Annotated in this window: 20 protein-coding genes; 13 read left to right on the top strand and 7 right to left on the bottom strand. The window is 65.8% G+C overall.

Features of this window, described 5'->3' with window-relative positions; genetic code table 11:
- The first annotated feature begins 97 nt into the window (after nucleotides 1-97).
- Nucleotides 98-1942, top strand: coding sequence for a helicase C-terminal domain-containing protein (locus ACFQEV_RS18770; RefSeq protein ID WP_379699336.1), 1845 nt, complete (start codon nucleotides 98-100; stop codon nucleotides 1940-1942).
- Nucleotides 1943-2282: 340 nt separating this feature from the next.
- Complete coding sequence (locus ACFQEV_RS18765) at nucleotides 2283-2477, top strand: DUF7317 family protein (RefSeq protein WP_379699334.1); 195 nt, start codon at nucleotides 2283-2285, stop codon at nucleotides 2475-2477.
- A 15-nt stretch (nucleotides 2478-2492) separates the two neighbouring features.
- Here ACFQEV_RS18765 and ACFQEV_RS18760 read toward each other — a convergent pair whose 3' ends face one another.
- Nucleotides 2493-3620 (bottom strand): 60S ribosomal export protein NMD3, encoded by a 1128-nt coding sequence (locus tag ACFQEV_RS18760; protein ID WP_379699332.1) that lies wholly within the window; start codon nucleotides 3618-3620, stop codon nucleotides 2493-2495.
- Nucleotides 3621-3720: 100 nt separating this feature from the next.
- Nucleotides 3721-4611: an NAD-dependent epimerase/dehydratase family protein gene (locus tag ACFQEV_RS18755; RefSeq protein ID WP_379699330.1), complete on the bottom strand. Its 891-nt coding sequence runs from the start codon at nucleotides 4609-4611 to the stop codon at nucleotides 3721-3723.
- Nucleotides 4612-4688: 77 nt separating this feature from the next.
- Here ACFQEV_RS18755 and htpX point away from each other — a divergent pair, with 77 nt between their 5' ends.
- The 3 genes from htpX to radA all read left to right on the top strand — a co-directional run bounded on the left by htpX (nucleotide 4689) and on the right by radA (nucleotide 7443).
- Entirely contained in the window at nucleotides 4689-5558 is an 870-nt protein-coding gene (gene htpX, locus ACFQEV_RS18750; RefSeq protein ID WP_379699328.1) for a zinc metalloprotease HtpX, read from the top strand.
- A 3-nt stretch (nucleotides 5559-5561) separates the two neighbouring features.
- Nucleotides 5562-6167, top strand: a complete 606-nt coding sequence (pspAB, locus tag ACFQEV_RS18745; protein WP_379699326.1) for a PspA-associated protein PspAB — start codon at nucleotides 5562-5564, stop codon at nucleotides 6165-6167.
- A gap of 244 nt (nucleotides 6168-6411) precedes the next feature.
- The gene (gene radA, locus ACFQEV_RS18740) at nucleotides 6412-7443 is read left to right on the top strand and encodes a DNA repair and recombination protein RadA (protein WP_379699323.1); all 1032 of its coding nucleotides are present in this window, start codon (nucleotides 6412-6414) and stop codon (nucleotides 7441-7443) included.
- Between the two features lie 149 nt (nucleotides 7444-7592).
- Here the strand turns inward: radA and sufU are convergent, their stop codons facing one another.
- The 4 genes from sufU to ACFQEV_RS18720 all read right to left on the bottom strand — a co-directional run bounded on the left by sufU (nucleotide 7593) and on the right by ACFQEV_RS18720 (nucleotide 10734).
- Complete coding sequence (gene sufU, locus ACFQEV_RS18735) at nucleotides 7593-8015, bottom strand: Fe-S cluster assembly sulfur transfer protein SufU (protein WP_379699320.1); 423 nt, start codon at nucleotides 8013-8015, stop codon at nucleotides 7593-7595.
- A 97-nt stretch (nucleotides 8016-8112) separates the two neighbouring features.
- Nucleotides 8113-9393, bottom strand: a complete 1281-nt coding sequence (gene sufS / locus ACFQEV_RS18730; protein ID WP_379699317.1) for a bifunctional cysteine desulfurase/selenocysteine lyase SufS — start codon at nucleotides 9391-9393, stop codon at nucleotides 8113-8115.
- Between the two features lie 295 nt (nucleotides 9394-9688).
- Complete coding sequence (locus tag ACFQEV_RS18725) at nucleotides 9689-9991, bottom strand: DUF424 domain-containing protein (protein WP_379699314.1); 303 nt, start codon at nucleotides 9989-9991, stop codon at nucleotides 9689-9691.
- The gene (locus ACFQEV_RS18720; RefSeq protein WP_379699312.1) at nucleotides 9991-10734 is read right to left on the bottom strand and encodes a tetratricopeptide repeat protein; all 744 of its coding nucleotides are present in this window, start codon (nucleotides 10732-10734) and stop codon (nucleotides 9991-9993) included. The genes ACFQEV_RS18725 and ACFQEV_RS18720 overlap by 1 nt, the downstream gene beginning before the upstream one ends.
- 147 nt (nucleotides 10735-10881) lie before the next feature.
- On the opposite strand from ACFQEV_RS18720, the gene thpR reads away from it, so the two are divergent.
- Nucleotides 10882-11442: an RNA 2',3'-cyclic phosphodiesterase gene (gene thpR, locus ACFQEV_RS18715; protein ID WP_379699309.1), complete on the top strand. Its 561-nt coding sequence runs from the start codon at nucleotides 10882-10884 to the stop codon at nucleotides 11440-11442.
- Nucleotides 11443-11458: 16 nt separating this feature from the next.
- Here thpR and ACFQEV_RS18710 read toward each other — a convergent pair whose 3' ends face one another.
- On the bottom strand, nucleotides 11459-12397 hold the full coding sequence (locus ACFQEV_RS18710) for a DMT family transporter (RefSeq protein ID WP_379699307.1): 939 nt from the start codon (nucleotides 12395-12397) through the stop codon (nucleotides 11459-11461).
- Nucleotides 12398-12546: 149 nt separating this feature from the next.
- Between ACFQEV_RS18710 and ACFQEV_RS18705 the strand changes: the two genes are divergently transcribed.
- The 7 genes from ACFQEV_RS18705 to ACFQEV_RS18675 form a co-directional block, all read left to right on the top strand.
- The gene (locus ACFQEV_RS18705) at nucleotides 12547-12699 is read left to right on the top strand and encodes a 50S ribosomal protein L39e (RefSeq protein ID WP_092538384.1); all 153 of its coding nucleotides are present in this window, start codon (nucleotides 12547-12549) and stop codon (nucleotides 12697-12699) included.
- Between the two features lie 3 nt (nucleotides 12700-12702).
- Nucleotides 12703-12981, top strand: coding sequence for a 50S ribosomal protein L31e (locus tag ACFQEV_RS18700; RefSeq protein WP_379699303.1), 279 nt, complete (start codon nucleotides 12703-12705; stop codon nucleotides 12979-12981).
- A 3-nt stretch (nucleotides 12982-12984) separates the two neighbouring features.
- Nucleotides 12985-13650: a translation initiation factor IF-6 gene (locus ACFQEV_RS18695; protein ID WP_379699301.1), complete on the top strand. Its 666-nt coding sequence runs from the start codon at nucleotides 12985-12987 to the stop codon at nucleotides 13648-13650.
- A gap of 206 nt (nucleotides 13651-13856) precedes the next feature.
- The gene (rpl18a, locus tag ACFQEV_RS18690; RefSeq protein ID WP_379699298.1) at nucleotides 13857-14042 is read left to right on the top strand and encodes a 50S ribosomal protein L18Ae; all 186 of its coding nucleotides are present in this window, start codon (nucleotides 13857-13859) and stop codon (nucleotides 14040-14042) included.
- Entirely contained in the window at nucleotides 14042-14500 is a 459-nt protein-coding gene (pfdA, locus tag ACFQEV_RS18685) for a prefoldin subunit alpha (protein WP_379699953.1), read from the top strand. The genes rpl18a and pfdA overlap by 1 nt, the downstream gene beginning before the upstream one ends.
- Nucleotides 14501-14936: 436 nt before the next feature.
- A complete protein-coding gene (gene ftsY / locus ACFQEV_RS18680; protein WP_379699950.1) occupies nucleotides 14937-16304 on the top strand; it encodes a signal recognition particle-docking protein FtsY in 1368 nt (455 codons plus the stop codon).
- 524 nt (nucleotides 16305-16828) lie between these two features.
- Nucleotides 16829-18701 (top strand): alkaline phosphatase D family protein (locus tag ACFQEV_RS18675; RefSeq protein ID WP_379699295.1); only part of this gene is annotated, 1873 nt, incomplete at its 3' end.

Genomic DNA, 18701 nt, shown 5'->3' with positions numbered 1-18701 from the left:
CTGCTTCTCGACGTGATTTCGGAACCCCCCGCGAGACGAACGTCCGTCGGTCGATTCCGATGGAAGGTTTTTACCTCGGCGCGAAGCAGGGACGGACGTGGATCCCTCGCGCATCCTCCCTTCGTTCCCGGCCCCCAGTTACCGCGGAACCCAAGAGCAAGCCCTCCGCGACGTCCGCGACGCGTTCGCCGCCGGAAACGACGTCGTGTTGGTGCGCGCGCCGACGGGGAGCGGAAAGTCCCTCCTCGCGCGTTCCATCGCGGGCGCGGCCCGGACCGTAGAGGAGGCGAAGCCCGCGGAGGCGACGAACGCGTACTACACGACGCCGCAGGTGTCGCAACTCGACGACGTGGCCGAAGACGAACTCCTCTCGGACCTGCAGGTCATCCGCGGGAAGCGCAACTACACCTGCATCATCAACGGCGAGGAGGACACGCCCGTGGACCGCGCGCCCTGCGCCCGACAGAAGGGGTTCGACTGCACCGTCCGCCACCGGTGTCCGTACTTCTCGGACCGCGCCATCGCCTCGAACCGACAGATCGCGGCGATGACGCTCGCGTACTTCATGCAGACCGCCGGGTCGGACGTGTTCCGAAAGCGCGACGTGGTGGTGATAGACGAGGCGCACGGACTCGCCGAGTGGGCGGAGATGTACGCCACCATCGACCTGAACCCGCGCACCGTCCCCGTCTGGGACGACATCGGCGTTCCCGACGTGAACGCGGCCGACGACCCCGTAGAGCGGACCGTTCGGTTCGCCGAGGCCCTGACGGGCGTCTGCAAGCGCGCGAAGGACGAACTCCTCACGAAACCCGAGTTGACGCCCGACGAGGCGGCCCGCCGCGATCGGTTGCAGGAACTCCGCTCCGAGTTGAAGTGGTTCGTCGAGGACTACAGAAACCCCGAGAGCGCGACGACGTGGGTGGTCGACCAACCCGACGGCGAGGGGATGCAGATCAAACCGCTGGACCCCGAGCGATACCTCCACCACACCGTCTGGGACCGCGGCAACAAGTTCGCCCTGCTCTCTGCGACCATCCTCAACAAGGAGGCGTTCTGCCGCGGCGTCGGCCTGAACCCCGACGACGTGGCTCTCGTGGACGTCGAGCACACGTTCCCCGTGGAGAACCGACCGCTGTACGACGTGACGCGGGGGAAGATGACGTACGAACACCGCGACGAGACGCTCCCGAAGGTGGCGCGCGTCCTCGTGCGACTGATGGCGCACCACCGCGAGGAGAAGGGACTCGTCCACTGCCACTCCTACGCCATCCAGTCGGAACTGAAGCGCCGCCTCGCCCGGTTGGGGCTCGGAAACCGAATCCGCGCCCACGACAGGCAGAACCGCGACGCCGAACTGGAGTCGTGGAAGGCGACGGACGACCCCGACGTGTTCCTCTCGGTGAAGATGGAGGAGGCGTTGGACCTGAAGGGCGACCTGTGTCGCTGGCAGGTCATCTGCAAAGCGCCGTACCTCAACACGAACGACTCGCGCGTCGCGCGCCGCCTCGAAGACGGCCAGTGGCCGTGGTACCGCCGCGCCGCCCTCCGAACCGTCATCCAAGCGTGCGGGCGCGTCGTCCGCGCGCCCGACGACTACGGCGCGACGTACCTCGCGGATTCGAGCCTGCTGGACCTGTTCGAGCGAACCCGCTCGGACATGCCGGCGTGGTTCCGCGAACAGGTGGACCGCACGACGACGCCCGACCTTCCGGAGTTCGACCCCGAGGCGGCGGGCGGACGGGCGGGTACCGGGTCCGGCGGGATATCGCGTGGGGGGACCGCGACTTCGGCGCGGAACGGTCGCTCCGGCGGCGGTTCGAGTGCGAGTCGCTCCGCGGGGTCGAACACCGATGGTTCTCGCACCGACGCGGAGTCGACGGGCGACTCCGACGACGGTCGCTCCAAACACCCCCTCTCGGACGTGTGGGGCGACGGCTAGTAGAACAGGTAACTCGCACCGGCGATGAACATCGATCCGACCATCAGGAAGGTCAACACGAGGGCCATCAGTTGCTGTCTGTCCATAGGGTTTCCCGACCGTCAGGGGGTTTCAACTCTTCGCCCCGATTCTCGCTCCCGAGACTGGCAACTATTACACCGACCGCAACGATGCTTCGCCGTATAGTTAATGAACATCCATTGGTTTGGACGATCGTACTGAAATACTTCGAACCACTCCCCGAAAATTCACCTTGTGTCCGTACTCTACTCGTGGTCTGGCAGGTGTTCTCACGAAATAGTTAACACCATCGGTTCTGTTTGTACGATCGTACTCGGCCATGCACACACACGCCCTCACCACGGCGATGACGCTGTACCGGAGCGGGACGCTCTCGCTCTCCGAGGCGGCCGCCCGCGCGGGACGGTCCGAAGCGGAACTCCTCGCCGCGCTCAAGCAACACGGCATCCCCGTGCGAGAGGAATCCGGAACCGAGGTACGGTCCGGGACGGGCACCAAAGTCGGCGCCGACTGATTCGACCGTAAAATCCTATTCTTCGTCCGTTTCGACCGCGTCAGGCGGGAGTATGTGCAGTCCGGCGCGACTCTTCAGCACCGGCACCGTCGCCCCGTCGGGGTCGAAGTACGACGGCCGGGCGATGGTCTTCGACTCGTACGTCTCGGGGTCCAACACCTGCACGGAGTGTTCGTCCTCGACGGTGACGACGGTGGTTTCCTCGGCGTCGTCGGCGGTTCCGAGCGTCCGCGCGTCGGGCGTCTCGCCCTCCTCGAACCGGGCTTCGTACTCCTCGCCGGTGTCGAGGCGGACGCCCTTCAGGTTCCCTCGGACGCTGCGGACCAACACGGGCCCGCCGTCGTCGTCGTCCGGGTCGATGACTTCCCCGGGCGTGAACTTCGGCAGGCGCACGGCGTAGGTGACGCGGTACACCTCGTTGCCGTCGCCGTCCTCGGTGACGAGCGTCGGGTACTCCTCGAAACTCCCGCCGAGTTCGCGGACGATGCGCTTCGAGACGCCGCGGCCCATCTGGTTCGTCGATATCTTGATGTCCGGCCCCTCGGGCGTCTGGTTTATCTCCGAGATGAACGCGTCCCTGTCGCCCTTCTCCTCGCGGGCGGCGATGTACGTCTCGGCTATCTCGGTGGCCCGCGCCTGTTCCTCCTTCGTCGGCGTGCGGTCGTTCGCGCGCACTTGGACGGTGCTGGAGTAGTATCCGCCGGCGATTCGGCCGCACCGCTGGCACGTCTCGCGGGAGATGCGCACGGGAACCGTCACGTCCTCTTCGACGTACGTGCCGCGGACGACGCCGGAGAACGTGCAGTGGATGCGGATGCTGTTCTCGTCGACCTGTTCGGCCTCGATTCCCCAACGCACGTCCTCGGCTTTGAGGTGGACGCCCAGCGATTCGCTCACCTCCTCGATGGCGATGTCGGTGTAGTCGCGCGCGCCGACGTCCACCCACCGATTGCCGCGGTGGACCGCACCGCACTGCGAGCAGACGCGAACCTGAATCTCGTCGGGCGCGTCCACCAAGTCGAAGTCCTCGAAGTAGCACTCGTCGCAGAGCACCTCGTCTCGCTCCCGGGGCATCCCGGGGAGCGGTTCCGCTCGCTCCGGAACCGGGTCGCCGCAGCGCGGACAGAAGTCGCCAGAACTCATTCGTACGGGGTAAGCCGCGAGGACTTTTAAGATGCACGACAGGCGCGTCAGCCGTCGTTCGGCGGCATTCCGCGGGGAGTCCGCCTCCCGCCCCGCGGCGTCACCGCGTCAGCGACGGCCCCGGGACGGACTCGGACGCGGCCTCGCGCCACGAGTGTTCGGGTTCCCAGCCGAGGTACTCCGCCGCCTTCGCCGTCGAGAGCGCCGACTCCTCGCCGTCCACCGCACAGTCGTCGGGGAGTCCGCCGAAGAACTCCTCGACAACCTCGGCGGTGGGACGGCCGAGGTAGTTGTCCGCGGCGGCGGCGTGGAACGCCTCGTGGCCGGAGACGTCGGCGTCCAAGGCGGCGGCGACGATGCCCGCCACGTCGCGCACGTCCACGTAACTCCAGAAGTTGCCCGCGCCGCCTGACAGGTCGCCAGATTCGGCCACGTCGCGGCAGTTGTACTCGCCGGGGTACTGAATCCACGAGGGTCGAATCGAGGCCACGGGGACGCCGTACCGCCGCGTCACCGTCTTCGCCACCTCCTCGCCCGCGACTTTCGACGCGCCGTAGGGGTCCTCGGGGCGCAGTGGGTGGGCCTCCGTGATTGGCAGTTCCTCGGGGAGCGTCTTCTCCTCGGCGAAGGCGAACCCGTAGGCCGATTCGCTGGAGGCCCAGACGACGCGCGCGTCGGCTCGCCCCGCGCCGATGAGGACGTTGTAGGCGGCCAGCGTGTTCGTCTCGAAGACGCGTCCCCCCGCGTGCCGCGTCGGCGACGGGAGGGCCGCCCAGTGGACCACCGCGTCGGGGTCCAGTTCCCCGAGGAGGTCCAACGCCTCGCCCCTCTCGGTCAGGTCCGCCGCGCGGAAGTCGACGTTCTCGCGGGCGTCCGCCTCGAACCCCGGGTGGTCGATATCGACGCAGACCACCTCGTACTCGTCGGCGAGGGCGTCCGCTATCCAGCGACCGGACCGACCGCTCGCGCCGGTGACGATGACTGTTTCCATGCGGGCGAGAACGCGACTGTCCGCCATAATTCCCCTCCCTCCAACAGCGTTTATAACTCTGAGCGCGAAGAGACTGTATGGAATGGAAACGGGACTGGGGACTGCGTGGGCGCATGGCGTTCACGATGTTCCTGCTCTTCGCCCTGTACATCGTCTTCGTGGCGGTGCTACTGCGAACGGGTTACGCAGTCGCCCTCCCCTTCGTCGTGTTGTTCCTCGGCGCGCAGTTCTTCTTCAGCGACAAGCTCGCGCTCTACAGCATGGGCGCGAAGGAGGTGTCCGAAGAGGAGTACCCCGAGTTGCACGCGACCATCTCGCGCCTCTGCCAGCAGGCGGACCTGCCGAAACCGAAGGTGGCGGTCGCAGACTCGCGCGTCCCGAACGCGTTCGCCACCGGACGGTCCCAGAAGAGTTCCGCCGTCGCCGTCACGACGGGCCTCCTCCGAACGCTCGACCGTGACGAACTGGAGGGCGTCCTCGCGCACGAACTCGCGCACGTGAAGAACCGCGACGTGATGGTGATGACCATCGCGTCGTTCCTGTCGACGGTGGCGTTCATGGTCGTCCGCTGGGGCTTCTTCTTCGGCGGCGGCAACCGCGACCGGCAGGGCGGCGGCGTCCTCGTGGCCGTCCTCGCCTCCCTCGTCGTGTGGATAATATCGTTCTTCCTCATCCGCGCGCTCTCGCGCTACCGCGAGTACGCCGCGGACCGGGGGGCGGCGCTCATCACCGGCAGGCCCTCGGCGCTCGCCTCCGCCCTCCAGAAGATATCCGGCCGGATGGACCAGGTGCCGAAGAACGACCTGCGGGAGCAGTCGGAGATGAACGCGTTCTTCATCATCCCCATCAAGACCGGGTTCGTCGGGAAGCTGTTCTCGACGCACCCCCCGACCGAGAGCCGCATCGAGCGACTCCGCCAACTCGAACGCGAGATGGAGACGGCCTGAACGATGGGTCTGTTCGACTCCATCCGCTCCGTCCTCGGGATCAGCGCCGAGGCGGACGCGACGCGCGACGCCGACCCCGAGGACCTGTTCGGGATGAGCACTGCCTACCTGACGATGGAGGCCGACCTCGGCTACGACTCCGTCGGCGCGGCCGCCCTCTGTTTCTCCTCGGTCGACAGCACGGACTTCGAACGGACCGTCGAGGAGGTGGAGGCCATCCTCGGCGCGGGCGAGGAGGAGACCGGAACTACGTTCGAGGTGCGCGAGGACTCCCACGGGTGGGAGTGGGTCGTCCTCCGCGACGACGACCCGGAGGACCTCGTCACGAGCGTCCACTTCGCCGCCGACGAGTTCATCGAACGCGGGTACGGGTCGCGCCTCCTCGTCGCCGTCTTCGGCTTCGAGAAGGACGGCCAGCGAGCGTACTGGGTGTACTCGTTCCGCCGCGGGGCGTACTACCCGTTCGCGCCGAAACGCGGGAAAGAGCAGAACGAACGCGTGCTGATGAAGCTGGAGTCCGTCCTCGACGGCGAACTCGAACTCGAACCGGACAAGGAGTACTGGTACCCGATGTGGCCCGACCGCCCCGGCGGCCACCCGTGGGAGTGACGCTCCCCTCCCGGCGGTAACGCTCCTCCGTCTCATCGACTCGCTCCCGTTTCGTCTCGATTCTCTCCTCTCGACGCCGACTCGTCCGCATCCGAGAGGCGTCGCTCGCCGCCGCCGCCAGAATATTTCTCCCATTTGAACGTTCACTGTACCGCATTAGTCCCCCCGCCGCCGTCCCTCGTTTTTACTTTCACTCCGCTGTTAACGAGGGTTTATGTGGGTATAGGCCCGAGGAGAAAGTACGATGGCAGAAGACGATTTAGAGAGTCTCCCCGGCGTCGGTCCCGCGACGGCGGACAAACTCATCGACACCGGTTACGAGAGCTACCAGAGCATCGCGGTTGCGAGCCCCGGCGAGCTCTCGAACAAGGCGGACATCGGCAGTAGCACGGCGTCGGACATCATCAACGCGGCCCGAGACGCCGCAGACGTCGGCGGCTTCGAGACCGGTTCAATGGTCCTCGAACGACGCCAGCAGATCGGCAAGCTCAGCTGGCGCATCCCCGAGGCCGACGACCTACTCGGCGGCGGTCTGGAGACCCAGTCCATCACCGAGGTGTACGGCGAGTTCGGTGCCGGAAAGTCGCAGGTGACCCACCAGATGGCGGTCAACGTCCAGCTCCCGCGCGACCACGGCGGCCTCCACGGCAGCTGCATCTTCATCGACTCCGAGGACACGTTCCGCCCGGAGCGTATCGACGACATGGTCCGCGGTCTGGACGACGAGACGCTTCAGGCGACGATGGACGACCGCGAAATCGAGGGGACGCCCGACGACGAGGGCGCGATGCAGGAACTCCTCGACGACATCCTCGACAAGATTCACGTCGCGAAGGCGTTCAACTCCAACCACCAGATTCTCCTCGCGGAGAAGGCCAAGGAGCTCGCCAGCGAGCACGAGGACTCGGAGTACCCGGTCCGTCTCGTCTGCGTGGACTCGCTGACCGCTCACTTCCGCGCCGAGTACGTCGGCCGCGGCGAACTCGCGGAACGCCAGCAGAAGCTCAACAAACACCTCCACGACCTGATGCGCATCGGCGACCTGTACAACTCCATCGTCCTCGTGACGAATCAGGTCGCGTCGAACCCCGACTCGTACTTCGGCGACCCGACGCAACCCATCGGCGGGAACATCCTCGGTCACACCTCCACGTTCCGCATCTACCTCCGCAAGTCGAAGGGCGACAAGCGTATCGTCCGCCTCGTGGACGCGCCGAACCTCGCCGACGGCGAGGCCGTGATGCGCGTGCAGGACGGCGGCCTGATGCCCGAGTAAACCACGGACTCTGCGTCACTCCGACGCACGCATTCCCCCGGGTCACACCGGATTTCCCTTTCCCCGACGCTCTCTTTTCGTGTTTCCGCCGCACTCGCCAGTCACGACTCCGCACGCGGGACGAACAGAGAGGAGAGAGACGGAGAGCGTTACTCTTCGGTGGTCGTCCGGTCGATGTCGATGTCCTCGCCCTCGTGGAGCTTCGCGCCGTCCTGCGCGACTTTCTCTGCGAGGACGGCGCACTTGATTCGCATCGGCGAGATGTCCACGCCGAGCATCTCGATGATGTCGTCGCGGTCCATCTCTTCGAGCTCCGAGAGCGTCGTCCCCGGGAGGTTCTGGGTGAGCATGCTCGCGGACGCCTGACTGATGGCGCACCCGTCGCCGGTGAAACTGACGAAGTCGATGGTCTCGCCGTCGTCCTCCAGACGGACGTTCATCGTGATGGTGTCGCCGCAGGAGGGGTTCTCCCCGGTGTGGGTGAACGTCGGGTCCTCCATCTCGCCCTTGTTCCGGGGGTTCTTGTAGTGGTCCAAAATCTGCTGCCGATACATGTCGGAGCCCATGCCCATAGTTGTCTGCGATACGGTGGTGCGGCCAAAAAGGGTTCCGGGGCGGGAACGTTCCGCGGCGGTCGGTCGGCCGGAGTTCGGCGGCGAACCGCCCGAATCAGGCGAACAACTGCCGCGCGTCGTCGATGGCCTCGACCAGTTTGTCGACCTCTTCGCGCGTGTTGTAGATGTAGAACGACGCCCGCGTGGAGGCCGGCACGCCGAGTTCGTCGTGGAGGGGTTGCGTGCAGTGGTCGCCCGCGCGAATGGCGACGCCGTGGTCGTTGAGGATGCTGGAGAGGTCGTGGGAGTGGACGCCGTCTAAGTTGAACCCGACCAGACCGCCCCTGTCGTCGCCGGGCGGCCCGTAGATTTCGATGTCGTCGAACGCCGAGAGCTCGTCGTAGGCGTACTTCGCGAGGTGTTCCTCGTGGGCCTGGACGTTCTCCATCCCGATCTCGTCGAGGTAGTCGATGGCCGCGTGCAGGCCGATACCCTGCGCTATCGGCGGCGTCCCGGCCTCGAACTTCCACGGGAGGTCCTCCCACGTGGAGTCCTCGTAGGTGACGCTCCGAATCATCGACCCGCCGTAGAGGTAGGGTTCGGTCTCTTCCAGGATCTCCTTCTTGCCGTAGAGGACGCCGATGCCCGTCGGGCCGAGCATCTTGTGCCCCGAGAACGCGAAGAAATCGGCGTCGATGTCCTCGACGTCCACCGGTCGGGTCGGGACGGACTGCGCGCCGTCCACGAAGACGTACGCGCCCACTTCGTGGGCCATATCGGCGAGTTCAGAGACGGGGACGATGGTGCCGAGGGTGTTCGAGACGTGGACCGCACTCACCATCTTCGTGGAGTCGTCGATGAGCTCCTTCGCGTGGTCCATATCGAGGTAGCCCTCGTCGGTGACGCGGATGTACCGCACCTCCGCGCCCGTCTTCTTGGCTATCTGCTGCCACGTGACGAGCGACGCGTGGTGCTCCATCTGCGTGAGGACGACGCTGTCGCCGGGTCCGAGTTCGTTCAGGCCCCACGCGTAGGCGACGAGGTTCATCGCCTCGGTGGTGTTCTTCGTGAACACGATCTCCTCGCGCCCGCCGGACGCGCCGATGAACTCGGCGGCCCTGTCGTGGGCGTTCTCGTACGCGACGGACGCCTCCTGACTGAGGTGGTGGATGCCGCGGTGGACGTTCGAGTTGTAGCCGTAGTAGTAATCGACGATGGCCTCGACGACCTGTTTCGGCGTCTGACTCGTGGCCGCGTTGTCGAGATACACCAGCGGCAGGGAGTCGTCTGGGCTCTCGCCGGGCGTCGTGATGTCGCCGCCGACTTTCCGTTCGAGGATGGGGAAGTCCTCGCGGATGGCCGCGACGTCAACTGGGTACGATTCCTGCGCTTCCATTAAAGGCAGATAGCGTCCACAGCACTAACACGTCTTCGGTCCCGGCGTCGAAACGAAACGGAATTCGGTTACTCTCCGTCGGCGTCGCGGTCGAAAACGGCTGTGCGACTCGTCCGCCGGGCCCCCTCCGAACCGCGTTCGCCCTGCGACTCGTTCACTCCGCGCCCGTCGCTCCCTCGCTTCTCTCCTCGGCGGACGGACGCGGCCGCTCCCGGGCGTCGGAAATCGGAGCAAAACCGAATCGAGAGCGCGTCTCCGCGCCGAGTCGGAAGCAGAAGGCGAGCGTTCGTCGCGTCTACCGCATCCAGAGCAGTTGCGCGTGGCGCGTCTCGCCCACGTCGAGGACGGTCTCCTCGTCCACGATGCCCGCCTCGACGGCGACGCCGACGGCGCGTTCGCCGACGATGTTCGCCACCGTCGCGCGCGTCAGGCTATCGACGACGGCGTCCTCGTCTACGCGTTCGGCCTCCTCGCCGCCGTAGAACTCCTCGGTCACCTCCAGCGACACCGTCCCGTTCTCGTACGTCTCGCCGAGGCAGTCGTCGTCGCAGACGGAGACGAGTAGCCCCTCCGGCGTCTGTCGTTCGCGGAGTAGCATCACCGGTCCTCGACGAGCTGCTGCTCTTGCTGCCTGCGGAGTTCGTTCGCCTGCTCTTGGACGCGTTCGGCCTCCTCGCTCTCGCCGAGCTCTTCGAGGGCGCGGGCCTTCTCCTCTAACACGTCGGCGTTTCGCATCCCGAGGCGGATTGCGTTGTCGAACGCGTTCACGGCGTCCTCGTTCAGGCCGCGTTCGTGCAGGAAGAAGCCGCGGTTGTACCACGCCTGCGGGAAGCGCGGGTCGGACTCCACGGCGCGTTCGGCGTGTTCGAGCGCCTCCTCCGTCTCGCCGAACTCCCAGAGGGCGTAGGCCAGATTCGTGTGGGCGTCCGCCTCGTGTTCGGCGGCGTCGATGCTGAGCGCCTCGCGGTACGCGCCGATAGCCTGGTCGTACTCTTCGAGTTGGGCGTGTGCGGCCCCCTTGTTCACCCACGCCTCCTGCTGTTCCGCCGAGCCCTCCTCGGCGAACCGGGCGGCGCGTTCGAACGTCTCGGTGGCCTCCTCGAACCGGTTTATCTGCATGTACGAGAGGCCGACGTCGATGAGCTGTTCTACGTCCACTTCCTCGGACGCGATGTTACGCTCGTCCAGCGTGTCGGTGATGACGCGCGTGTCCACCGGGTCCTCCTTGGTGGGGTCCATCTTCAACTCGGGCGGATCCAGCGAGAACTCCTCGTAGTCCTCGTCGAACCCTTGTCCTTCGGAGAACCGGTGGGGACGGTCTCGCTCGCCGTCTTCTGCCATACGCCGCGGTTAGGTGCCGGGACGGTTAAGCACTACGTCACGTGGCGGTGTCGCCGCCGCGCGGTGTCGTCCTCGCGGCGTCCCCGAGTCCGGTCGTCCGCGGCCGTCACCGCCGACATTTACGTTCGCGGCGACCCCACTCGCCGTATGCGACTCTTCGTGAGCATCGACCTCCCCGAGACGCTGACGGCGGCCGTCGCGGACGCGCAAGCCCGCTTTTCGGACGCCGACGGCCTTCGGTTCACCGACCCCGAACAGGCGCACCTCACGCTGAAGTTCCTCGGCGATACGGATTCGGAGCGCGTCCCCGAGATCGAGGCGGCGATAGAGTCCGCCGTCGCCGACGCGGGCGTCGGCCCGTTCGACGCGACGGTCGGCGGGTTCGGCGTCTTCCCCTCGCTCGACTACATCAGCGTCGTCTGGACCGGCATCCGGGACGGCGCGGGCGCGGCGGAGACGACGCGCCTCCACGAGGCGGTCGAACGCGAGACGGTCGAACTCGGCTTCGAGGAGGAGCCCCACGAGTTCACGCCGCACGTCACCATCGCGCGGATGGACGACGCGCGGGGGAAAGATCTCGTCCGACGGGTCGTCGAGGAGGACGACCCGGAGTTGGGGACGTTCCGTGTCGAGGAGATTCGGCTGAAGGAGAGCACGCTCACCGGCGAGGGGCCGAAGTACGACACGGTAACGCGGGTAGAGCTGTAAGCCGCTCTCCGCCGCCTCAGTCGGCGTCGTTCGCCCGCGCCCGACTGCCGGTCCGCATCCGCCGGAGTTCGCCCCGAATCGTCTCCCGTTTCACGAGGACGAAGCCGACGAAGATGGCGACGAAGCCGACGACGGTGGTGTCGTCCAGCGTCTCGCCGAGTGCGACCCACCCGGCTATCGCGGCGAACACCGGGATGACGTACTCCAAGAGGCTCGCCTCTACCGGTCCGATTCGGTCGAGGAGCCAGAAGTAAAGCAGGAACCCGCCCGCGCCGGCGACGACGGAGAGGTACGCGAGTGCCGCGATGGCGTCGGGCGTCCACGAGACGTCGGCGTACGACTCCCACGGAAGCGCGAGGGTGGTGACGTGCAGGAACGCCGCGCCGACGACCATCATCCACGCCTGCGTGGAGACGAGGGGGAGCGCGGACTTCGCGTCGTGGGTCAACACCGCACCGAGGGCGAACGCCACCGCAGAGGCGAGGACGAGGACGACGCCGCGAAGCTCCGACCCGAGGAGGTTCGAGGGGTCCGGGTCGGCGATGACGACGACGCCGACGAAGCCGAGTGCGACGCCCACCGCGCCGACGGGCGTCAGTCGCTCCGTCGAGGCGGTGAGGCGCGTCAGCGCCGGGGTGATGACGGGGATGAGGCCGAGGAGGACGGCGGCGACGGCGCTCTGGACGTACTGCTGGCCGGTGAACAGGAAGGCGTGGTGGACGCCGATGGTGAACACGCCGCCCGTCAGGACGGGGACCCACTCCGCCCTCGTCCGCGGGCGGAGCCTGTCGCCCCGGGTGGAGGCGAGACAGAAGAGGAGTGCGGCCGCGAGCGTGAACCGGACGGCGGCGAACAGGGCGGGGGGAAGCGACCTGAGACCGACTTTCGTGGCCATGAAGGCCGTCCCCCAGACGGCGGAGACGAGAAGGAAAACTGCGGTAGTTCGGTGACGCATCGGTTACCCGGAGACGGTCGCCCGTCGTGAATGACTCGGTTTCCCGACGGTACTCCGCCGGAGTCGTCGGATTCGGGCTGTGACGCCCTCGCACGGGGCGGGGCCGAAGGAACAAGATTTTATGCGGGCCAGAGAAAACATCGTCCACTATGAGCAAGAAGACGAAGGCGAAGAAGAAGCGGCTGGCGAAACTGGAGCGTCAGAACAGCCGCGTCCCCGCGTGGGTCATGCTGAAGACGGACATGGAAGTCACGCGCAACCCCAAGCGCCGCAACTGGCGGCGGAGCGACACGGACGAGTAACCAATGAGCGCAAGCGACTTCGAAGAACGCGTCATCACGGTACCGCTCCGCGACGCCAAGAACGTCCCCTCGCAGAAGGCGGCGGACCGCGCGATGAAGCTCATCCGCCAGCACCTCGCCAAGCACTTCAAAGTCGAGGAGGACGCCGTCCGTCTCGACCCCCAGGTCAACGAGGACATCTGGGCGCACGGTCGCCAGAAGCCGCCGAGCAAGTTCCGCGTTCGCGCGGCTCGCTTCGACGAGGACGGCGAACCCGTCGTCGAAGCGGAACCGGCAGAGTAAACGGTGCTTCGCGCCTCCTTCGCCGGCTCGTCGTACGTCGGCGTCTTCGCTCGCGTCACCGACGACGTGCTCATCGTCCGCCCGGACGCGGACGACGGCCTCGTCGAGTCGATGAGCGACGAGCTCGGCGTTCCGGCCGTGAAGACGACCGTCGGCGGGTCGGGAACGGTCGGCGCACTCGCGACCGGTAACGAGAACGGCGTTCTCGTCTCCGCCCGTGCGACCGACCGCGAGAAGGAGGCGATAGCCGAGGCGGCCGACCTCCCGGTGACGGAGCTGCCGGGTCGGATCAACGCCGCCGGAAACGTCGTGTTGGCGAACAACTACGGCGCGTGCGTCCACCCCGACCTCTCCGAGGAGGCCGTCGAAGCGGTCGAAGACGGCCTCGGGGTGCCGGTCGAACACGGCGACCTCGCCGACGTCCGAACCATCGGCACCGCCGCCGTCGCCAACGACAGGGGCGTCCTCTGTCACCCCAAGTCCCGCGAACCGGAACTCGAAGCGCTCGAGGAACTCCTCGACGTCCGCGCGGACATCGGGACGGTCAACTACGGCGCGCCCCTCGTCGGGTCCGGTCTCGTGGCCAACAACTCCGACTACGTGGTCGGTGAGGAGACGACCGGCCCCGAAATCGGACGAGTCGAGGACGCACTCGACTACATCGACTGACCCGCTCGCGGACGACCGCCGACCGACCGAGCGGTCGCACCGACTCTTCTCTCGCTCTCTCCTCGCCGTGTTCGTCCGCTCTCGTCGCCTTCGACGCCTCGCGGGCGGTTTCACCCGCCGACGCGGCGTTCGCTCCGTCTGCGTCCGGCCGTCGGCCGGTGTCCCGAGTAGGAAGATACTTCCCCGCGCATCCACACCCTCGGAGTATGAGCCAATTTACGGTGAGCGGTCGGTACCAGAGCCGCGACGGTTACCGTCAGTTCGAGACGACCGTCGACGCGCCGAACGAAGACGTCGCCCGAGAGCGGGTGTACGCCAACGTCGGTAGTCGTCACGGCCTCAAGCGCGTCCAGATTGACCTCGAAGAAGTCGAGGAGGTGGCCGCCGCATGATGGGTGGCGGTCAGCAGCAACTTCAGCAGCTCTCGCAGGAACTGCAGGCTATCGACGAGGAGATAGAGGAGCTCGAAGGCGACATCTCCGACCTGGAAGACGAGAAAGACGAGATAGACGAGGCCGTCGAGGCCATCGAGACGCTCGAAACCGGGTCCACGGTGCAGGTTCCGCTCGGCGGCGACGCCTACCTCCGCGCGGAAGTGCAGGACATCGACGAGGTCATCGTCGGACTCGGCGGCAACTACGCCGCAGAACAGGAGCAGGGCGACGCAATCGACGCCCTGCGCACGAAGCAGGACGCCATCGACGAGCGCATCTCGGAGCTCGAAGGCGAGGTCGAGGACCTCGAAGACGAGAGCAGCGAGCTCGAACAGCAGGCCCAGCAGATGCAACAGCAGATGCAGCAACAGCAGATGCAGCAGATGCAGCAACAGCAGAGCGACGAAGACGAGTAATCTGACCGTGACGCGGTAGCGTCGCGCCCTAACCCCTATCACGATGTTTGACGGACTGAAAAAGAAACTCCAGAGTTTCCGCGAAGACGTCGAGGACACCGCCGAGGAGAAAGCCGAGGAACAGGCCGAGGCGGCCGACGTCGACGAGCGAAGCTCGTCGGCCTACCAGACCACGTCTGGTGACGTTGCCGAACAGGGTTCGGCAAGCAGTCGGACTTCGTCCGACGACGTCGACGAACAGGGTTCGTCGGCCCACCAGACCACGTCTGGTGACGTCGAGAGCGAGACCGAGACGGATCCGGACGCGTCGACGGCGGTCGCCGACGAGACGGCGACCGAACCCGACACCGAAGCGCCGACGACCGACTCGTCGGCCGCCGAGGATCCCGCCTCCGAGGCGGGCGAACGCGGGCCTGACTCCGACGCCGCGTCGGAAATCGGGCCCTCGGGCGCGGAGGACGCGGCACCCGCCGAGGCCGAAGCCGAACGGTCGGACTCGGAGGTCGAAATCGAACCGAACGCGACGGCCGACGCGTCGCCTCACGCCGACCCCGAACCAACCGAAGAGGCCGAAGAACGGGTGCCCGACGAGTCCGCCGACGTCGACGAGCGAAGCTCGTCGGCCCATCGGACCCAGTCCGATGACGTTGCCGAGGGAGCCTCGGCAGCCCGCCAGACGCAGTCTGGCGATGTCGCCGAACAGGGTTCGGCGGGCCGCGAGACGGAGTCTCGCGACGCCGCGACGGGCGCGGAGACGGCGGAACCCGAATCCGACCTCGAAGACCGTCCCGACGCCGATTCCGCCGACGCTGAGGCGGAGGCGGAGATGGAGACGGAGGCGGACGAACACCAGTCCATCGCCTCGGAGGCGGCGTCGGAGGCCCTCAAGAAGGAGGACAAGAAGAAGTCCGGCGCGGGCCGCCTGAAGCGCGCGGCGGCGTTCGCCACGGGGAAGATAATCATCGAGGAGGAGGACCTCGAAGACCCCCTCTGGGAGCTGGAGATGGCGCTCTTAGAGAGCGACGTGGAGATGACCGTCGCCGAGGAGATTCTCCAGACCATCCGCGACAAGATGATCGGCGAGACGCGCGCGCAGGTCGACACCACGGGCGAACTCGTCTCGGAGGCGCTTCACGACGCCCTGTACGACGTCATCAGCGTCGGCCAGTTCGACTTCGACCAGCGAGTGCGGGAGGCGGAGAAACCCGTCACCATCATCTTCACCGGCGTCAACGGCGTCGGCAAGACCACCTCCATCGCCAAGATGGCACGGTACTTCGAGGAACGCGGTCTCTCGACGATCCTCGCGAACGGCGACACCTACCGCGCGGGCGCGAACGAGCAGATCCAGAAGCACGCCGACAACCTCGACAAGAAACTCATCAGCCACGAACAGGGCGGCGACCCGGCGGCCGTCCTCTACGACGGCGTCGAGTTCGCCGAGGCCCACGACATCGACGTCGTCCTCGGCGACACCGCGGGCCGACTGCACACCTCCAACGACCTGATGGCGCAGTTAGAGAAGATCGACCGGGTGGTGGACCCCGACATGACGCTGTTCGTGGACGAGGCCGTCGCCGGACAGGACGCGGTCCAACGCTCGAAGAAGTTCAACGACGCCGCCGAGATAGACGGCACCATCCTTACGAAGGCCGACGCCGACTCCAACGGCGGCGCGGCCATCTCCATCGCCTACGTCACGGGCAAGCCCATCCTGTTCCTCGGCGTCGGGCAGGACTACGACGACATCGAACGGTTCGACCCCGAACGGATGGTCAACCGACTGCTGGGCGAAGAGGAGTAATCACGCCTCTCCGTTCGTCTCTTTTCGCCACCGCGAGCCGCCCCCCGTTCGTTCGCCACCGCGAGTCGCCCCCCGTTCGGTCTCGTTGAACCTCGTAAAGAGACCACAGACGCCGAACCACACTAGGTAAGTGTACGTAGGGAGCGCGTCGACGCTCAGAACGCACTTACTCGCGACGACATCTGTGGTAAATGTAATTAAGTTGGGTTTTCTACCGGCAAGTGCAAAATTGCGGCCCGATAGTATCAAAAATACGTCTACTATCGTCGTTCGGCGTTAGAAGCTATTCTACCCTGACATCAGGAACGCTCGCAGACCTCGCTCAACGATCTCCTGATCCCTCCTGAGGGCAATTTAAATCGGCCTCACCGAAAAGTCGCCAGTCTCCAAACTCCACTCTGATTCTATATACATTTTCACCTGAACGGTCGAACGTACAGAGGGTAATATAGGAGGGTGTGACTTACGGAGCGAAATATATACTCTGATAGACAGGTCTATAATCGAGTTATTCGTCCGACCGAATGGATATGGTAGGAAACATCCACTTGGAGAGTAGCCGGCGCGAATTCCTTCGTAAAGGATTCACCACCGCTACGATCGCGGGACTCGGGGCATCGGGGACGAGATTCGCATCGGCAAAGGAGGACGACGGCGTAGGCCAGTTTGAAGACCCCTTCACGCTCGGCGTCGCCTCTGGTGACCCGCTGCCGGACTCGGTTGTTCTCTGGACGCGACTCGCGCAGGACCCGCTCAAGGGAGACGGCGGGATGCCCGACCGTGAGATTCCGGTGGTGTGGCAGATCGCGACCGACGAGGAGATGGAGAACGTCGTCGGCGAAGGAAACGCGAAAGCGCGTCCCGAGTTCGCTCACTCGGTCCACGTCGATCTCAAAGGACTCGAGTCCAACACAGAGTACTTCTACCGGTTCAAAGTCGGCCCCCACTACAGCCCCGTGGGGCGGACGAAGACAGCTCCCGCGGAGGGCGAATCCGTAGACGAGTTCAATTTCGCCTTCGCCTCCTGCCAGAACTACCCGAGCGGGTACTACACCTCCCACCAGCACCTCGCCGAGGAAGACCTCGACATGGCTGTCCACCTCGGCGATTACATCTACGAGGGAGGTCTGCAGGATTCGTTCGGTCGAGGTCACGAGCCGCCGCGCACGTGTGAGTCCCTCGATGACTATCGAATTCGACACGGTCAGTACAAGTCTGACCCTGACCTACAGGACTCACACGCCGCGTTCCCGTGGGTCATCACGTGGGACGACCACGAAGTCGAGAACAACTACGCCGACGAAGACGACAGCGAACCACCGGAGGAGTTCCTCGAGCGTCGCGCGAACGCCTACCAGGCCTACTGGGAGCACATCCCGCTGCGCCCCTCTCGGATGGCCGACGGTCCGAACCTCCCGCTCTACCGACGGTTTACCATCGGCGATCTCGTCGAGTTCAACGTCTTAGACACTCGCCAGTACCGCGACGACCAGGTTCACTCCAGCGAGGCCGCGAAGAATCCCGACCGGACAATTCTCGGCGACGAACAGGAGGCGTGGCTCGTCGAGGGTCTGCGGAACTCGACGGCACGCTGGAACGTCCTCGCCAACCAGGTTCCGTTCGCGGCGAGGGACACCAACGCGGACCCGACCGTCCAGGATTTCGGCGGCGGCGACAAGTGGGACGGCTACCGCGCCGACCGCCAGACGCTGCTCGACGTCATGGCCGAGAACTCCGACCTCAATCCGGTCGTCATCACCGGCGACGTCCACCGTAATTACGCCTACGACCTCAAAGCGGACTTCTCCGACCCCGACTCGGAGACGGTGGGTACCGAGTACGTCGGCACCTCCATCTCGTCGTTCGGAGACGCGTCCGGGCTGACGCAGTACGGCCGGTCGGTGGGCGAACCGTGGCAGCGGTTCTACAGCGTCCACCGCGGGTACGTTCGGTGCACGATCACGCCTGACCAGTGGCGAACCGACTATCGGGCGGTCTCGACTGTCGAGGAACAGACTGCGTCGGTCAGCACCGTCGCGACGTTCGTGACCAACGCTGGCGAACCCGGCGCGAAGTTGGTCTCCGATCGCCCGCCGGAGGAATCCGTCGAAATCGTCGAGATTCAGGCGAACGCGCCCGACCGTGACCGGGAGAACCCCGACGGCGAATACGTCAAATTGCAGAATACCGGCGATACGGACCTCGATTTCTCGGGGTTCATCCTCAGCTTCGAGGGCGGGCGTGGCCAGAACTACACGTTCGGCGAGTTCACCCTCGGCGCGGGCGAGACGGTGACGGTCCACAACGGTACGGGAGAGAACACGCAGTCGACGCTGTACACCGGCTTTGACAGCCCGAAGCTGAACAACAGCAACCCTGACACGGTGGTCGTCGCCA

Origin of the sequence: Halopelagius fulvigenes (assembly GCF_042662625.1) — an archaeon.
Taxonomy (GTDB): Archaea; Halobacteriota; Halobacteria; order Halobacteriales; family Haloferacaceae; genus Halopelagius; species Halopelagius fulvigenes.
Note: the sequence above shows the minus strand (reverse complement) of the source record. Positions and strands in the feature narration are given on the sequence as shown.

What these genes read in the sequence shown, in the direction of transcription:
- ACFQEV_RS18765 (WP_379699334.1), top strand. Translation starts at nt 2,283, where the DNA reads ATGCACACACACGCCCTCACCACGGCGATGACGCTGTACCGGAGCGGG.
- htpX (WP_379699328.1), top strand. Translation starts at nt 4,689, where the DNA reads ATGGAATGGAAACGGGACTGGGGACTGCGTGGGCGCATGGCGTTCACG.
- pfdA (WP_379699953.1), top strand. Translation starts at nt 14,042, where the DNA reads ATGGGTGGCGGTCAGCAGCAACTTCAGCAGCTCTCGCAGGAACTGCAG.
- pspAB (WP_379699326.1), top strand. Translation starts at nt 5,562, where the DNA reads ATGGGTCTGTTCGACTCCATCCGCTCCGTCCTCGGGATCAGCGCCGAG.
- ACFQEV_RS18760 (WP_379699332.1), bottom strand. Translation starts at nt 3,620, where the DNA reads ATGAGTTCTGGCGACTTCTGTCCGCGCTGCGGCGACCCGGTTCCGGAG.
- rpl18a (WP_379699298.1), top strand. Translation starts at nt 13,857, where the DNA reads ATGAGCCAATTTACGGTGAGCGGTCGGTACCAGAGCCGCGACGGTTAC.
- ACFQEV_RS18755 (WP_379699330.1), bottom strand. Translation starts at nt 4,611, where the DNA reads ATGGAAACAGTCATCGTCACCGGCGCGAGCGGTCGGTCCGGTCGCTGG.
- thpR (WP_379699309.1), top strand. Translation starts at nt 10,882, where the DNA reads ATGCGACTCTTCGTGAGCATCGACCTCCCCGAGACGCTGACGGCGGCC.
- ACFQEV_RS18725 (WP_379699314.1), bottom strand. Translation starts at nt 9,991, where the DNA reads ATGCTACTCCGCGAACGACAGACGCCGGAGGGGCTACTCGTCTCCGTC.
- radA (WP_379699323.1), top strand. Translation starts at nt 6,412, where the DNA reads ATGGCAGAAGACGATTTAGAGAGTCTCCCCGGCGTCGGTCCCGCGACG.
- ACFQEV_RS18720 (WP_379699312.1), bottom strand. Translation starts at nt 10,734, where the DNA reads ATGGCAGAAGACGGCGAGCGAGACCGTCCCCACCGGTTCTCCGAAGGA.
- ACFQEV_RS18710 (WP_379699307.1), bottom strand. Translation starts at nt 12,397, where the DNA reads ATGCGTCACCGAACTACCGCAGTTTTCCTTCTCGTCTCCGCCGTCTGG.
- sufS (WP_379699317.1), bottom strand. Translation starts at nt 9,393, where the DNA reads ATGGAAGCGCAGGAATCGTACCCAGTTGACGTCGCGGCCATCCGCGAG.
- ACFQEV_RS18700 (WP_379699303.1), top strand. Translation starts at nt 12,703, where the DNA reads ATGAGCGCAAGCGACTTCGAAGAACGCGTCATCACGGTACCGCTCCGC.
- ACFQEV_RS18705 (WP_092538384.1), top strand. Translation starts at nt 12,547, where the DNA reads ATGAGCAAGAAGACGAAGGCGAAGAAGAAGCGGCTGGCGAAACTGGAG.
- sufU (WP_379699320.1), bottom strand. Translation starts at nt 8,015, where the DNA reads ATGGGCATGGGCTCCGACATGTATCGGCAGCAGATTTTGGACCACTAC.